At 33.1% G+C, this 17,811-nt stretch carries 10 protein-coding genes; 3 read left to right on the top strand and 7 right to left on the bottom strand.

The window, feature by feature from the left end; translation table 11 throughout:
- The first annotated feature begins 104 nt into the window (after positions 1-104).
- The 3 genes from xrtK (at position 105) to GBO31_RS05395 (ending at position 4,052) form a co-directional block, all read left to right on the top strand.
- Positions 105-644, top strand: a complete 540-nt coding sequence (xrtK, locus tag GBO31_RS05405; RefSeq protein ID WP_219007308.1) for an exosortase K — start codon at positions 105-107, stop codon at positions 642-644.
- On the top strand, positions 622-3,444 hold the full coding sequence (locus tag GBO31_RS05400; RefSeq protein ID WP_219007307.1) for an MSEP-CTERM sorting domain-containing protein: 2,823 nt from the start codon (positions 622-624) through the stop codon (positions 3,442-3,444). Before xrtK ends, GBO31_RS05400 begins: the two co-directional genes overlap by 23 nt.
- Before the next feature lie 113 nt (positions 3,445-3,557).
- A complete protein-coding gene (locus GBO31_RS05395; RefSeq protein ID WP_219007306.1) occupies positions 3,558-4,052 on the top strand; it encodes a DUF192 domain-containing protein in 495 nt (164 codons plus the stop codon).
- A 79-nt stretch (positions 4,053-4,131) separates the two neighbouring features.
- On the opposite strand, the gene GBO31_RS05390 is transcribed toward GBO31_RS05395, so the two are convergent.
- The 7 genes from GBO31_RS05390 to gyrB form a co-directional block, all read right to left on the bottom strand.
- On the bottom strand, positions 4,132-7,818 hold the full coding sequence (locus tag GBO31_RS05390; RefSeq protein ID WP_219007305.1) for a starch-binding protein: 3,687 nt from the start codon (positions 7,816-7,818) through the stop codon (positions 4,132-4,134).
- A gap of 422 nt (positions 7,819-8,240) precedes the next feature.
- Positions 8,241-11,264 carry a protein translocase subunit SecDF gene (gene secDF, locus GBO31_RS05385; protein WP_219007304.1) on the bottom strand — a complete coding sequence of 1,008 codons (3,024 nt, stop codon included), beginning with the start codon at positions 11,262-11,264 and terminating at the stop codon, positions 8,241-8,243.
- 215 nt (positions 11,265-11,479) lie between these two features.
- Complete coding sequence (locus tag GBO31_RS05380; RefSeq protein ID WP_219007303.1) at positions 11,480-12,097, bottom strand: hypothetical protein; 618 nt, start codon at positions 12,095-12,097, stop codon at positions 11,480-11,482.
- Between the two features lie 91 nt (positions 12,098-12,188).
- A complete protein-coding gene (locus tag GBO31_RS05375) occupies positions 12,189-13,115 on the bottom strand; it encodes a SecDF P1 head subdomain-containing protein (RefSeq protein WP_219007302.1) in 927 nt (308 codons plus the stop codon).
- Between the two features lie 104 nt (positions 13,116-13,219).
- Complete coding sequence (mdh, locus tag GBO31_RS05370) at positions 13,220-14,146, bottom strand: malate dehydrogenase (protein WP_219007301.1); 927 nt, start codon at positions 14,144-14,146, stop codon at positions 13,220-13,222.
- 108 nt (positions 14,147-14,254) lie between these two features.
- Entirely contained in the window at positions 14,255-15,256 is a 1,002-nt protein-coding gene (locus GBO31_RS05365; protein WP_219007300.1) for a DUF6588 family protein, read from the bottom strand.
- A 180-nt stretch (positions 15,257-15,436) separates the two neighbouring features.
- Positions 15,437-17,377 carry a DNA topoisomerase (ATP-hydrolyzing) subunit B gene (gyrB, locus tag GBO31_RS05360; protein WP_219007299.1) on the bottom strand — a complete coding sequence of 647 codons (1,941 nt, stop codon included), beginning with the start codon at positions 17,375-17,377 and terminating at the stop codon, positions 15,437-15,439.
- Positions 17,378-17,811: the final 434 nt, after the last annotated feature.

Raw genomic sequence — 17,811 nt, 5'->3', positions numbered from 1 at the left:
TTAACCCGCATTATGAAATAGAAAATTTATTCCATCTTCGAGCTATCATAAAGCTTCATTACAAAGTTCTATTTCATAATTCGGGTTTTACTAAAAACAATAAAATGAATATCTCTAAAAATAGCTACTATTATATATTTGGAATATTTCTTTTCGTGTTATTAAAATTTGGTTTTAAACAATCAAATTTAGAAGATCTTAGTTTTTTACTCAAACCTACAGACCTTCTTTTAAGCGCGATGACAGCTTCTTCTTCTGAATATATAGAGGACATCGGGTACTATCATCAAAAGCTTGATATTATTATTGATAAATCTTGTGCCGGATTTAATCTTTGGACAATTCTATTTCTGATGTTATTATATGTATTCATTCAACATTCTAGAACACATCTGTTAAAGATGATAGCATTTCCCCTGATTTTATTATTTTCTTTGGTAATTACAGTTTTTGTAAATACTTCTAGAATCTTTGTTTCTATTATTTCGCAAAATACTCTTAGTGAAATGTTACACCTTGAAACTCATGTGATCCATGAAGGTTTAGGTATTCTTATCAATCTATCATTTTTAATACTCACTTATTTAATCACTGATACATTAATTAAAAAATATATGCACAATGCACAACTTACGAAATCCTAAATGGTTGCTAATCATAAATACGCTTCCTATTGTTTTAGTATTCTTCCTTTTTTGGAGCCAGTTTAGTATTATTAAAAGTCTTCTTGAAGATTCTCATATCGCGTACTGGAAAATATTTGGAAGTGTTCTATTTGTATTAGGAGTACTAAACTTGATATATACACTGTTTTTGATCATACGGAAAAAGCAAGTCTCCGCCATTTACGGATGGATTGCTTTATTAGTGTATATTCCTTTTATCTATCTATACGGGGAAAATGCTGATCAGATCATTCCATTTTCAATACCAAGATGGATGTTATCAGGAAATATTCTTCTATATCTGGGTACATTTTTAATGCCTACACTTTTTTATTCTTTATTGATTATTGTTCTTCAGTTTACTCCAAAAGACAAAAAACATAATGCGCTGATAAATTTTGCGGCAGCCATTGCTATTCCTGTATGCTGGTATATTTTTTCACAAGTTATTACTCCACTTTGGCAACCAGTCGATCATCGATTTGGAATACACATCTTACTGATATTTATCATTATCGGCACATTATTATTTTTATTTTTTGTAGTTCGCGGAATTTACATTCTTGCTATTAAAAAAGGAGCTGCCTGGAAAAAATATGATCTTATCTGGAAAATACCTATCGCAATTGTATTTCCTATTTTAGGTCTTGCTATTAATAACGGTGTATTATTTAATTCATATAGTATCACCGGATCAGGAATTTTTGGAAATTTTACTAGTAGCTGGTTTTATATTTTAGCAGTTATCAATGGAATTTTGGTGTGCTTACCTACTATTCAAGATAAAACATATCAACTTTTACTATTTATAGGAAGAAGTATTACATTTTCTTACACCTTATATTTCTTTATGGTGTTTCTTCCGTTCCTACCATTATCTGTTATTGCAATAGTAATTGTCGGAGCCGGATTTTTAATGCTCGCTCCATTGCTTCTTTTCGTTATTCACGTACAGGAACTCGTTAAAAATTTCAATGCACTAAAAAATCAAATATCCATTAATGTATTAAGAGGTATTTCTGTTCTGAGTTTTTTAATCATTCCTATATGTATAACTATTGTTTATAAAATGGATCGAAATACTTTAGAAGATACCTTAGACTATGTATATTCTCCAGATTATTCCAAAACGTATTCTATCAATACTAGATCCTTACAAAAAACAATACAAACGATCAAAGAACATAAAGATGATAGAAATGGTGCTTTTTTAGAGACTCATCAAACTCCGTACTTATCTTCTTTTTATAATTGGATTGTTCTGGACAATTTACTCTTATCTAATCCAAAAATAGAGGCTATCGAACATATCTTTTTTGGAACACCGCAAAGTAAACCACGGTATGATCAACTAAGAAATGATCAAGTTGCTATTTCTGATATACAAAGTAAAAGCATCTATGATGAAACTCAAAATGTCTGGAAAAGCTGGATTCATCTCGAAATTAAAAATGATAGTTCTGATCGATTTAAAGAATACGCAACAACCATTACCCTACCTGATGGTTGTTGGATCAGCGATTATTATTTGTATGTTGGAGATCGAAAAGAAATGGGATTATTAGCAGAAAAAAAGTCTGCAATGTGGGTATTTTCTCAGATAAGAAATGAAAACAAAGATCCTGGAATCTTATACTACCTAACTGGTAATAAAGTAGCGTTTAGAGTCTTTCCTTTTACTAAAAACGAAACCAGAAAAACAGGAATAGAATTTATACATAAAGAACCAGTTACCTTACAAATTGATGGACATACAACTACTTTAGGAAGTGAAGCACAGGAAAAAGCATATACGAACACCAATATTGGTGATTTGAGTTATATTTCATCAACTAGTAAAAGCAACTTGACATCTACAAAAAGAAAACCTTACTTTCATTTTCTTGTAGATGCATCTATACATAAAAAGAAATATGTTGATGACTATAATCGTCGAATTCAAAAATTAATTAGCAACTATCCGGAACTTAGCACACAGCCAAAAATTAGTTTTGTCAACACCTATACTTCTCCTTCCGAAAGTGTAGAAAATTGGAAAAAAGAGTTTTCTAAACAATCATTTGAAGGTGGATTTTATTTAGATAGAGCAATCAAAAAGACATTATTTGAYTCTTATCAAAATCCATCAGATTCTTATCCAGTTCTAGTAGTAGTCACTGACTCTATTGAGAATGCAATGCTGAATAAGGATTTTTCAGATTTTAAAGTTGCATTTCCAGATCATAACAGATTCTATAATCTTTCGGACAATGCGATTCTTGAACCATACTCTCTTGTAGAAAATCCAACGAAAAAAATAGTTGATTCTCTTCCTATAACATTTGATCAAAATGTGCTTATTTATAAACATAAGGATCTTTCTGTCAGTTATCTACCTGATGATGACAAACCAAGTATTATTCTTAAAAATGGCCCTTATACTATTAATGAAGAATCAATTTCTGAAAAAAAATGGCTTGATGGATTAGCTATGCAGGGTATGTGGTTGTCACAAACATTATTCCCTGAACAAGGAAAAAAAGATTGGTTGCAATTGGTACGCAATAGTTTTATGTCTAAAATAATGTCTCCTGTAACCTCCTATCTTGTGGTAGAAAACGAAGCTCAAAAAGCAATTCTTAAAAAGAAACAAGAACAAGTATTAGCTGGAAATAAAAATTTAGATATTGGAGATGATACTGCCAGAATGAGCGAACCTCATCTTTTTGTATTACTCATATTATTAGGAATGTTCATTTGGTATCGAAAACGACGTAAGGATCAAACTCATCTGCATTAATTCATAGTAAATTATCTTCAAAGCATTTAAAACTCGATTATCGAGTTAAAGTCGTGCTTCTAGTTTTTGAAGTGCGACTTTTTTATATACTTTTATCTCCTAAAGTCAGACTGATGCAAAAGAACATTTTTATAGTTGTTATATCCTTATTATCCTTAACATTTTTTTCTTGTAAAGATAAAAGTGATCAAAAGATTATCACCGAAGATATAACCTTCAAAAAAGAAGGAGAACTTTCTATTTTTAGTGTACAAGATTCTATTCCAAAATCTTTAGTGGATTTAGATATTGAAATTGCGGATAATGATTATGAACGTGAAACAGGATTAATGTACCGTAAGTCAATGGATAATAAGCACGGAATGCTATTTATTCAGGAAACATTGAGACCTCAGAGTTTTTATATGAAAAACACGCTGATCTCGTTAGACATCATCTTTATTGATGATGAATTTAAGATTGTAAGTTTTCAAAAGAATGCAAAACCATTGGATGAAACTTCACTTCCATCTGGAAAACCTGCCAAATATGTATTAGAAATTAATGCTGGATTATCAGATCAATGGAATCTAAAAGAAGGAGATTCTATTAGTTTCAAAAAGAGTTAAGTATTCTTTTAACAAAGAAAAACCCCTTGAAAATATATTTCAAGAGGTCTTATCTAGGTAGTACAAAAAAAAGGATAGCCTACTTAATTACTTTTACTACTTTGTTAATGTTTTTATTACTGAATTTTATAAAATATATTCCCTTCGAAACATTCAAAGGAATTGATACGGTACCATCTTTGGCAGTTACTCTATCCGAATAATACAATGCTCCTTTTATATCTCTAACTGTAATAGTTACTGCTTCTTTCCCTCCTGACATATTAAAATTAATAACATCTTCAAACGGATTTGGATATGGTGCTGAAATATTAATCTCACTTGTTTCTGGTGTTTTGTTTAACGGTTCACTTACCCAACCATTATCGTACCAAGCATCTCCACAAATTTCCAAGTCTTCGGTTTGCTGACTTCCATTAGTACTAAAAATTACTTTTGCACAATTTACACCTGCCAAAGTATACTCGTACCAACCATCATTATCTTCATCTATCATCTGAACACCTGGCCAAGAAGTACTTAAAGAAGCTGGAGAAGTATCCCAATAATATAAGCTCACGGTATTCCAATTTGTATTGTTATTATTATAATAAATGGTCAAACTATCATCACTTACATCGCCCGGACAAGCTATTGGACAATCTGGATACCAAAGATTTGTTGAAGGATCATACCAACCATCTATATTTCTATTTAGATCATCTGATTGACTTCCATTATTATTGTTATTAAAAACCATTCCTATGTTTCCTGATTCCTGAACCAAAAATGAATACCATTGCGAACTATCCATTCTCGACATAGATTGTCCAGGCCAACTCCATCCTGGTAGTGGTTGATTGGTATCTTGATTAAATAAATACACATACACATCCGACCAATTCTGAGTATTCCTAAAATGAATGGTGTACGATTGCGGTTGATTAATTAGATATTCTTCAGAAATTTCGTTGGAAGCACCAGTAGCGTTATAAGCAATTGCTCTTAGTSTTGTATCCTCTGTGATCTGAAATTCACCAGAATATAAAGAACTTGCATCTGTTGGAGCGGTTCCATCAATTGTATAATGGATTACTCCTTGATTTGTTGCTGTTAAACTTACTGCTACACTCCCATCATAAGATCCTCCTTGTGGAGACACTGACAATACTGGTAATTCTAATTCTCCAGGACAATCGGAAGGGCATTGATCGTACCAAACATTTTCTGATAACACATACCAACCTTCCACATTTCTGAATTGATCATCTGATTGTTGTCCGTTTCCATTAGTAAACACCAATCCTACTTCTACCGCTTCTGCAATTTCATAACTAAACCAAGGAGAATTTGCTTCTTCAGTCATTAGTCTTCCTGGCCAGTTCCATCCAGATAATGGTGTATTATTATTTTTATCAAAAGCGTACACATATACATCATTCCAATTGGAAGTATTCTTAAAATATATTTTATAAGAAGGAATATCACCAAATGTATAGTTTCGAGTTATTATTTCAGAAACATTTCCATCTTCATCATAAGCAATAACTTTTAGTGTAATTGGTTCACTATCATTACTACCCAAATCAAAAAAGTCTGAATATACAGTACTGCTTGAGGTTGGTTCGGATCCATCAGTTGTATAATAAATCGTTACACCATCATTATCAGCAGTGGTAGTTGCTTCTAATACTACTTGGATGGTATCATCATAGTTTCCAGAATTAGGCTCTACGGAAAGCGTTACCTCATCACTGCTATTGAAATCTCCAACATATACATGCTGAATTGGAGTTTTAAATACATTCCCTTTTGTATCTGTTGCCTCCACATAATAGTCTACTAAAACATTCGACAAACCTCTAATTTCTGCATAACAAAGGTCTGCAATAGCTGTAGGTTCTATAAAAAGATCAATTTCTGGATCTTGAGTGATGTTATCTTTTGGAAATTCCTTTTGTGTCATCGAAATTGTATTCCAAGAACTAACTCCTTCTCCTCCAGTGTAAGTATCGTTTGCATTATCTGCAATAGGATTTACACCATCATTATCGGTTCTATATTTTAATACAACTGAAGCTAAACCACTAACGTCATGTGCAAATGTCCATACATGAAAATCGGAAGAATTTTGTACTTCTTGATACGCATATATAGGTCCAAAACCTTTGCCTCCAGGATTGTAAGGAAATCTCTGAGGAATAAATACTGAAGGTGGTGTATTATCCTGATCAACAGATCCTCCTAGCGCATCTAATGCATGTTCGATAGCAATATTACCCGCTAAGGTTTGCTTTACCTCCATATCTATAGCTTTACCATAGTACATATAACCACTAGTTAATGAAGGTAAAAAGAAATGCCATGCTTTTTCTACACTAGAAGCACCAAAAGAAGGATCAATTATTTTAGCGATATCTACACCAGAACTATTATCTTCTGCAGTTAATACATAATTTTCAGCAGCTGTGATTACGGCCCAATTTCTAGCATCTTCTGTCCATCCATCAGGATTAAATCGATAATTAGTAGTATCATATAAAGGCCATAACCAATTAATAAATTGCGGATGTCCCCAATCATTGGCCGCATTTACCCAAGATCCATCTTCTACCTTAACGATATCATTTTCTGGAACAGGATAAGAATTCAAAAACTGCTGAATTGTAGTTGGATCATATCCTTTAGAAGCTGCTTCATTCGCAAAACCAGGAACAGATTCCTGATAATAACTATCTCCACCACCCCAAGCGTTATCTCCGTCATGAGCTAATAAAACAATTGATGGTTGACTAGCATTACTATAAGGAGTAATATTTGCATCAATCTCTCCAGTACCCATAGAACTGAAACCATTTTGATAGCTCAATAAATCCGCCATTGGAACTACATCCATTTTATACGTTTGCCCAGTTTCTGGATCTACATATTGAGCTTTATGCGCCTGGTAACAATAAGGAGCTGCAAATGTACCTCCTCTACCATCAATTTGACCTTTCCACCAGTTATTTCCATTAGTAGCAACTTTATCAGCAGCATTTGGAGGATCAATATTTACTCCTGAAGTACCATAATCCAAAGGATAATCGTTAAGTGTTCTTGACAAATGACTATTTGCAATTACAGACCACTGAAAACCTTCTTCAACTAACACCTTAATAATTCTTTCGGAAAATGAACACTCCGCAGGCCAGAATCCTTTAGAATATTCGCCTCCAAACGTTTGGTCAGTGATATATCTATGTGTTTTCAACTCCATTCTTAAAGCTCGCTCACTAATTAATGGAGCTAAAGCATGATGAAATGTAAAACCTGTTAGATCCATTCGCGGTTGACCTCCAGAAGTTTTCCAATTTTTTGCTTCAATAAAATCATTTTGCCAGCCTTGATTATATCCCCAAACACCAGCATTCGCAAGGCTATTTACATTTTCTATTAAACAACCAGAATAATTTACTTGGGCTCCTCCGTTAGGCAATCCTAACAAAGTTTGAACTGAATTTTTAGGACCATATTGATACGCTTTTACCCGATCATACTTCCCGAAAATTTCTTCCAAATTATTTAATGGATGACTAATTCCATCATCATAGATATTCCAAGAATCACCTGATATTTTTAAGTTATGAGATTCTAATACTGTTTGATACCGATTAGGATTTTCTTTACTCTTTTCTGCCCAATAAATGGGTTGTTGCATATGCCATAAATAAGAAGTGTGGACTTGTTGTGCTATTATTCCGGAATAAAAGAATAATAACAACAGAAATAGATTAGTGTTTTTCATGAATCTTGTGTGTGTTATAATTAAAAAATGCTGTAAACAGCCTTTATATATTCCAAAAACTACCATCCCTTACAATAGTTTTCCAAGATTCTCTACTTATAGCTCTTAATCAAAATACCGATAGAACTAAAAGTGTCAAACGAACTAAAATTTTAGTATCTGTTCAGTGTCGATATATGTTCTAATTCATGATAATAATCAACACTATTAAATATCTAATTTTTTAGCACTTATTTAATGATATTATCAAATGTAGGTAATAAAAAAAGCAAACCTCTCAGTCAAAATTCACGCAAACGATATAGTGTTAACAAAAAACTAAAAAATCCCCAACTTATCAATTTATAAAAAGAATGTAATCCAATAAAAAAAGCCGCATTTCTTAAAATGCGGCTTTTAAAATATAAAGATCTTAGACTATATTATTCCTCAGTCTTTTTCTTTTCTTTTAAACCTACTTTACTTACGGTATCATACATTACAGGAGTTGCAATGAATAATGAAGAGTACGTACCTACTAATACACCTATTATTAGCGAGAACATAAATCCTCTTAACGGCTCAGCGAAAATAAAGATCGCTATTAATACTAATAAGGTAGTTAATGATGTATTCAATGTACGACTTAATGTACTATTCAGAGCTCCATTAATATTCTTATCTAAAGGCCAAGTAGTATGCTCTGCAAAGTATTCACGTATCCTATCAAATACCACCACCGTATCATTCAGCGAGTATCCAATTACAGTAAGGATTGCTGCTATGAAGGCTTGATCAATCTCCATATTGAATGGCATAAATTTCCAAGTAAGTGAGAATACACCAAGTACAACTAATACATCATGGAATACCGCAGTCACCGCTCCTAAACTAAACTGCCATCTTCTAAATCTAAATAAGATATATAAGAACACTACAATTAAAGATCCTATTACCGATACAAATGCTGCTTGTTGGATATCATCCGCGATGGTAGGCCCTACTTTCATAGAAGACATGATTCCTACTTGCTTGTCCTCATCTCCATTAGAGAATTCATCATAAGTCATTCCACTTGGTAAATGTGATTGTAATGCTTTGAATAATGAATTAGAGATTTCCGAATCTACAGCTTCTCCAGTTTCATCAATCTTAAACTTTGTTGTAATTTTCAATTGATTTTTCGCTCCTAGTGTTTTTGCTTGCGCACTTCCAAACTCTGCTACTAAATCTTTCTCAACTTCAGTTGGAACAACATCATTTGCAAAACGAACTGTGTAGGTTCTACCTCCAACAAAATCAACACCTTCATCTAAACCTTGAGTAAATAAAGATCCTAAACCAGATAATACGATAACTCCTGAAATAACATAAGCAATCTTTCTTTTTCTTAAGAAATCTATATTTACATTCTTGAATAAGTTCTTAGTAGCGGCTGTAGAGAATGCTAATTCTTTACCATTTCTACCATATCCATCGATAAATAATCTAGTGATAAAAATCGCAGTAAATAACGATGTAAGAATACCTATTAATAATGTAGTCGCAAATCCTTTAATTGGTCCTGTCCCGAAGAATAAAAGAATTAGACCTGTAAGACCTGTAGTAATATTTGCATCTAAAATAGAAGATAACGCATTGCTAAATCCATCTTTGATGGCATCTACCTGCGATTTCCCTTTAGCTAGCTCTTCTTTAATTCTTTCAAAGATAAGTACGTTTGCATCCACAGACATACCTATGGTTAGTACGATACCTGCAATACCTGGTAATGTTAATACAGCTTTTAATCCAGCTAATACTCCAAATATAAACAGAATATTTACTACCAAAGCAACATCAGCGAAAGCTCCTGCTTTTCCATAGTAAAAGATCATCCAGATTAAGATCAATACCAGCGCAATTCCGAAAGACATGATACCACTATCGATAGCTTCTTGTCCCAAAGACGGTCCAACAACTTCACTTTGAATAATATCTGCTGAAGCAGGTAATTTACCAGCTCTTAAAACGTTCGCTAAATCCTTTCCTTCTTCTACAGTAAATTCACCAGAGATCTCACTTCTACCTCCACTGATTTTTCCTTTAGAAACTCCAGGAGCAGAATATACGATATCATCAAGAACGATAGCTATTTGACTTCTTTGATTGAATGCACGCTCTGTCATTTCTTCCCACTTCTTAGCTCCTTTACCATCCATCTGCATAGAAACTACAACATTGTTTAACTGATCATAAGCTTGTGTTGCATCCGTAATTACTCCACCACTTAATTCAGGTGTATTATCACGATTTCCTTTAAGAGCATATAAATCAACATCTTCAGTATCTTTAGCTTGTTTACCCCATACAAATCTTGCATAACGCTGATTTGCAGAAAGTAGTGATCTCACCTTTGGATTTTTTAAATACGTATTAAACTGAGCAGTATCTTTAACAGCTACAGTAGCAAGAACAGGACCTCCAGGATAGACATTTGATTTCTCTGATAATAAATCAAAAATTGGATTTACTGTACTCTCTACATCTGTTGAATCTTCTGCATCTTCTAATAAATCTGCAATAGCATCATCTTCATCAGTTTTAGAAGAATCAACTTGTGTAGAATCAGCAACTTTTTCAGTTTCATTTTCAACTTCTTCTTTTGCTTCTTCTTTTACTTTATCTAGATCTTGTTTTAATACAGCATTTGCAGCTTGAAGAAATGTAGATAATTCATTAACACTGTACACATCCCAAAACTCTAACTGAGCCGTACTCTGTAAAAGTTTCTGAACACGTTCTACATCCTTTGCACCTGGCAATTCCACCAAAATACGACCCGACTCTCCTAAACGCTGAATATTTGGTTGAGTAACCCCAAATTTATCGATACGCTTACGTAATACCTCAAATGCCGAAACTACAGATTCATCAATTTTTCTTCTTAAAATTGGTTTTACCACATCGTTAGACATATCAAAAGTAATGTCGTCACTTAGGTTCTTATTTGCGAAAATATCAGGTGATGCCAATTGCGCATCTGGAATCTTTTCAAACTCGATAAAGAAGTCTTCTACATAGGTATTCTGACTATCTTTTTGTGTTTGATCTGCAGCATCTAATGCTTGAGTAAATGCTGGATTTTTAGAATTATTAGCCAATCCTTCTAAAATATCTCTTACCGAAATTTGAAGAATCACATTGATCCCTCCTTTAAGGTCAAGTCCCTTATTAAGCTCTTTTGCTTTAGCTTCATTATAACTAAAATTTGCAAAAATAGGATCATTCCCGATAGAATCTAAATAATCTCGTTCTGCTGTTTCTCTTAGTTTAGAATAATTTTCTACAGTTTCAGGGTATTTATTAACCGCAAAAACTTCAGCTTCTTTTTCTTTTGTGTATGTTAAATATGTAAACGATAATTGATAAATACATACCAATCCAAATAAAATCGCAAACACTCTAACAAGTCCTTTATTTTGCATTATAATTTGTTTTGGTCAATTAATTAAATGCTTTGAATAATTAGCACTTACTTTTCAATTGACAATAGTTAGTATATTAAAAAATTTAATTAGAACTATATCAGAATATGATATAGCAGTTATTGTATAAGCTAATAATAAAAGTAACGCTATTACTTATTAGCTTAAAGTCTTTTAGTAGTATAAAAAATCTTGTAAAAGACTGTATTTCGAATCTAAGAAATTGGTCCTGCTCGTACTTCAGGAATTTTATAAGAAGTATTATCTATTGCGATGGCAATCGCACTATGTATTTTTTGAGTGAGTAGTATTACTCGATCGATAGCATCAGAGGAATCTTCTTTTACAAAACTATAAGAAACACCAGATGCTCTATCCTGTTTTTGTTCTATTTCTAAAACATGAATTCCATTAAAATCCGTATTGCTATCTGTACTCTTTTGAATCTTATAAACAGCTACCTGATAGTCTAAAGAATCTCGTTCATCTGGCAGTTCCGGACTATTAGAATCATTTTGATCATAAAGAATGTGATTTAACGAAATATGATGCTCAACAAGTATTTTCTGTACATTCTCTACATCTGTATCACTATAATAGGCAATTCTAAGTTGGCCATTCTGAAGTTCTTTGGAAATTCGAGTATTTTTTACTCCAATAGATGCTAGCTTTTGTTTTACAACGCTTATAGCGTTTTGAACTTCTTGGGAAGTTACAGCTACATCTTTGAATTCCAGAACTATTTCTTGATTTGGCACAACGGTTTGCCCTCGCATTACAATAAGTAATGCAAAGACTACAGTTAAAATTCCGAAATACCATTCTCTTTTCATGGTCGCAAATATAGAAAAATTAAAACTTCATTTCTAAAGTCTTTTGAAAATATATCTTGAGATAAATTCCTATAACTTAAAGTCTAAAGTTTTATTTTATTTCTTCAACTTTAAAACTTAAAAGTTTCATTTTCGGAATTTCTCCAGAAATTAAGATATGAGCAAAATCCAACGCCTCTTCAGCTGTAAAATCTCCTGATATTTCTGATTGCCCTCCATGTATCGGTCCATTTGATACACCTGGTGCACTATATACTTCATTATTAAGAACTATAGCGATATTAGATCTTTGTTGAAAGGCTTTACCTGTTAACTCTTCCCATTTTTTAGATCCTTCTTCATTCATTTGCATTGCAATTACAGGCATATTCAATCCTCCATATGTTGCAAAAGCATTGATCACTACATCTCCACTTAAGGCAGGTTGCATTTGCCTAGTTTTTTTAACCGCGTATAATGAAAAATATCCAGTCTCTTTTTCTTTTGTACCCCATAAGAATTCAATATACCGCTTCTTCATTGGTAATTTATACGCTGCTCCTTTTAAAGAAAGATATTTTTTCACTTGCGCAGTATCCTTTTCTTCAACAGCAAACAAAATTGGCTCGCCTTCATAGCCTACTGACTTGATCAAATCAAATAATGGATTTATTGCAGTATCCTTCCTTTTATTCGCTAGCACATTTACTTCAATAAGAAAGTTAGTTAGTTCTTCCATTTTAAAGGTTTCATAAAAATCTAATTTTCCTTGATTTAATATATACTGTTTAAATCTTTCTGCTTCATAGTTGGTAGCTGCAGTAACTTGGATTTTAGATCCATTTAAATTTACTACCTCATATTGACTTACAATCTTTTTTAGCCTTCCTTGAAGCGTTTTGATAATTGTATCTATTGACTGATTAGTCAAACTCTGCTTCTCAGGTTCTATAATAATTTCAATAGTTTTATCTGGTTGTGGGCCAAAATCACAAGAAGATACCATCAATATTAATACAAATAGTCTACTATATTTCATCAAAGTACTAGTTTTTGGATGCTAATTCTTTTAAAACCTTTTTAAAAAGCAAAGAGCTACTATATTAGATAGCAGCTCTTTTCTAAAATATGATAAAAAATGAATTATAATTCTAATAATCCATTCGTCTTTTTAACTCCTTCTGCACTTTCTGCAAGTTTTGCTTTTTCGGTATCGTTAAGTTCAATCTCTACTACTTTCTCAATTCCATTTTTACCTAATACTACAGGCGCTCCGATACATAAGTCATTTAAACCATATTCTCCTTCTAATAATGTAGAACATGGGAATATTTTTTTCTGGTCACAAGCAATAGCCTGTACTAATCCAGATACTGCAGCTCCTGGTGCGTACCATGCAGATGTTCCTAATAATCCAGTAAGTGTAGCTCCTCCAACTTTGGTGTCAGCTGCAACTTTTTCTAAACGCTCATCTGATATAAACTCAGAAACAGGTACACTATTTCTTGTTGCTAATCTTGTAAGAGGTACCATTCCTTTATCACTGTGTCCTCCGATTACCATCCCGTCTACATCAGAAATTGGCGCTTCTAAAGCTTCCGCTAATCTGTACTTAAAACGAGCACTATCTAATGCACCACCCATACCGATAATCTTATTTTTAGGAAGGTCAGTAGTTTTATGAACTAGATAAGTCATTGTATCCATTGGATTACTAACTACAATAATAATTGCATTTGGAGAATGCTCTATCAAGCTAGATGAAACTGATTTTACAATTCCTGCATTAATCCCTATCAATTCTTCTCTTGTCATACCTGGTTTACGAGGAATACCAGAGGTTATTACAGCGATGTCACTTCCTGCAGTTTTGGAATAATCATTTGTAGTTCCTGTTATTTTAGTATCAAATCCATTTAAAGAAGCTGTTTGCATCAAGTCCATTGCCTTACCCTCTGCATATCCTTCTTTAATATCTAATAACACTACTTCTGAAGCAAAATTCTTTATGGCAATATACTCTGCACAACTTGCACCTACTGCACCAGCTCCTACTACTGTAACTTTCATTATTTTAATATAATTTTGATTAATAATATCCTTGTATATTGAATTTCTTCAATATCAGCGCGAAAATACGAATTCTTTAACGATTTTGTTTGTGAATTCTTAGTTAAATTACCAACCAAAATTCATCCCAATAGATAGGTTTTGATAGTTCTGCAGGGTGYAATCTAAATTAGCTCTAAAGAAACCCAATTTTACGTTAGCTCCAATTGTTGCTTTTAATCCAGACGTCCTATTATCAACCGAAATCGGATCTACTACGGTTTGTGAAGCAAGTGGACCATTTTGCACTTCGTAACTACCTAAAATATCTGCTGTACTATTTCCAGCATAAAATCCAAATCCTCCATAGAAATTAAACTTTGGAAGCTTTGTAGAGATAATACCACTCACTAACCATGAATTTGATTTTAATCGAATTTCCTGATCAGCACCTGTCGTTTCGCTATCCGCAGCAAAATCATAAAAGCCTCTAACATTGGTGTATCCTATTAATCCAGAAAATCTAAAAGGAAGTCTTTTCCATGCAAAAATCCAATCTGTAAATTCATGTTGCACAGCTAACCCGTATAAGAAAACTTCAGTATTTTCTCTAACAGCAATTTTTGGCAATAATCTTGCTTTAATTTCCGTACTTCTAGAAATCCCCATAGAACCTTGTAAAAAACCGGTAGGAGCAATATTTACTTCTTTATCTCCAATTCCATCAGGAAGTGTTACCTGTACCTGACCAAACTGCCCTTGATTCAAAACAACTACAATATCTCCAAGATTTCCTCCAAAGGCATTTGCTACTAACTGACTTGGTGGGCCTTCCAGAAATTCTACTCCTTCATATTCTGCTGTATTTAATATAAAGGATTGTTTCTCTTCTCTTACAAAAGACAAGTTCCCAACGAAACCAACTTCAAAACGCCATAACTTTTTGACTTTGGCTGTGGTATACCAACCATTAGACATACTATTTACGAGTGCTTCTCCTGCTGGTGCAAAATAATCTGTACTAAAACGTTGTGCATTTGCTATACCCAATTCTAGTAGTTGATCCACATTTGTTTGGGCATAAGAAATCTTTATTGAAAGTATCAAGCAAAAGAGTATCGTTTTTTTCATCTGTTTCTATCTATGGTTTTCAATAATCAGATGAAACTCACAGAACCAAAAAATGAATAGTATTCAAATTTGGCATGTTCATTTCACTAGATTTGGGTTTAATAGGCGGAACAATATATAAAAAATCCGCTATACATTGTATAACGGATTTCATTCTATATTATTTAGCGATAGCTTACATTAAGCATCAATATTTGCATATACCGCATTTTTCTCTATAAATTCTCTACGAGGAGGAACCTCATCCCCCATCAGCATTGAGAAAATTCTATCTGCCTCAGTTAAATTATCAATAGTTACCTGACGCATTGTTCTAAATTCAGGATTCATAGTCGTATCCCAAAGCTGTTCTGCATTCATCTCTCCAAGACCTTTGTATCGCTGAATCTTAGAATTATCTCCAAATTCTTTTACAATACGATCTCGTTGATCATCATTCCAAGCATATTGTTTTTTAGCTCCTTTTTTAACTAAATATAAAGGTGGAGCTGCAATATAAATATGTCCAGCTTCTATCAATTCTTTCATGTAACGGAAGAAGAATGTAAGAATTAATGTAGAAATGTGGCTACCATCGACATCCGCATCACASATAATTACAATTTTATGATAACGCAATTTTGAAAGGTTCAATGCCTTACTATCTTCTTCAGTTCCTATAGTTACTCCAAGCGCAGTAAAAATATTCTTGATCTCTTCATTTTCAAATACTTTATGATGCATTGCTTTTTCTACATTCAAAATCTTACCTCTCAATGGTAAAATTGCTTGGAACATTCTATCACGTCCTTGCTTTGCTGTTCCACCTGCAGAATCTCCCTCGACAAGAAACACCTCACACAAAGCTGGATCTTGTTCAGAACAATCTGATAATTTACCAGGAAGACCTCCGATACTCATTACCGTTTTACGCTGTACCATTTCACGTGCTTTCTTAGCCGCATGCCTTGCCTGAGCGGCTAGAATTACTTTCTGCACTATAGTTTTAGCGTCACTAGGATTTTCTTCTAAGTAGTTCTCTAGCATTTCTGAAACTGCTTGAGAAACTGCTGAAGTAACCTCTCTGTTTCCAAGTTTCGTTTTGGTTTGCCCTTCAAACTGTGGCTCCGCCACTTTTACAGAAACGATAGCTGTCAGACCTTCTCTAAAGTCATCTCCAGCCACTTCGAACTTCAACTTATCTAACATTCCCGAAGCGTCTGCATACTTCTTTAAAGTTGAAGTAAGTCCTCTTCTAAAACCAGAAAGATGTGTACCTCCTTCATGAGTATTAATATTATTTACATAAGAATGAAGGTTTTCTGCATAAGAATCATTATAAATCATTGCAACTTCTACAGGAATATTATTTTTTTCTCCTTCCATAGAAATTACATCGCCAATGATTGCATTACGACTAGTATCTAAGAATTTTACAAATTCTTTTAAACCTTCTTCAGAATGAAAAGTTTCGGATACAAAATTACCATCATCATCTGTATGACGCTTATCAGTAAGGTTAATGGTAATTCCTTTATTAAGATATGCTAACTCGCGCATACGACTTGCTAAAGTATCGTAATTATACTCTAATGTTTGCTGAAAAATAGTAGCATCTGGTTTGAAAGTAACGATAGTACCATTAAAATCGGTATCACCTGTAGATTTTACTGGGTATAATGGTTTACCTCTTTCATATTCTTGTTCCCAGATCTTTCCATCTTTATGCACAATTGCATGCAAATGATCTGAAAGTGCGTTTACACAGGAAACTCCTACCCCATGTAAACCTCCAGATACTTTATAAGAATCTTTATCAAACTTACCTCCAGCACCAATTTTAGTCATTACAACTTCTAATGCTGAAACTCCTTCTTTTTTATGAATTCCTACTGGAATACCACGACCATTATCTTTAGTCGTTATAGAATTATCTTCATTTATAGTGACATCGATAGCATCACAATGACCTGCAAGTGCTTCATCAATAGAGTTATCAACTACTTCATATACCAAATGGTGCAAACCTCTTACTCCTACATCACCGATATACATCGACGGACGCATTCTCACGTGCTCCATTCCCTCTAATGCCTGAATACTATCGGCAGAATAATTATTTTTCTTTGCTTCTTCGCTCATAAATCAGCTTTATTTATTACAATTTTTGGTCAACAAACAAAGATAAAAAAACAGCTAAATGTTCAAAGCGTTTTATAAAGTATGATTTAAAGAGTTATCAACAATTAGTTAAGAACAATACTAGAAAAACAAAAAACGCTCTTAAAAGCGTTAAAAACAACCTTAAAATGGATTTAAGATTAAATTAGTAATTTATCAATCCGCACCCCATTTACCCCAAGGCTCTGTAAATAAACATTTTAATCTCTTCTTTTTTATTAACAAAACAATAAACCCAGGCTTTAAGAAATAAAATCTAGAACTATAGATTTTATGTAAAATCAAGAAGAAGACTCAGCTATCCTATACGATTTCTCATTGGCTACCTACGAATACTAGAATACACTTTAAATCGRCCTTTTTTACTACAATATACACTTTTTATGACGTTAAAG

It is taken from the genome of Aquimarina litoralis, assembly GCF_019295435.1.
In the GTDB taxonomy this organism is placed as follows: Bacteria; Bacteroidota; Bacteroidia; order Flavobacteriales; family Flavobacteriaceae; genus Aquimarina; species Aquimarina litoralis_A.
Note: the sequence above shows the minus strand (reverse complement) of the source record. Positions and strands in the feature narration are given on the sequence as shown.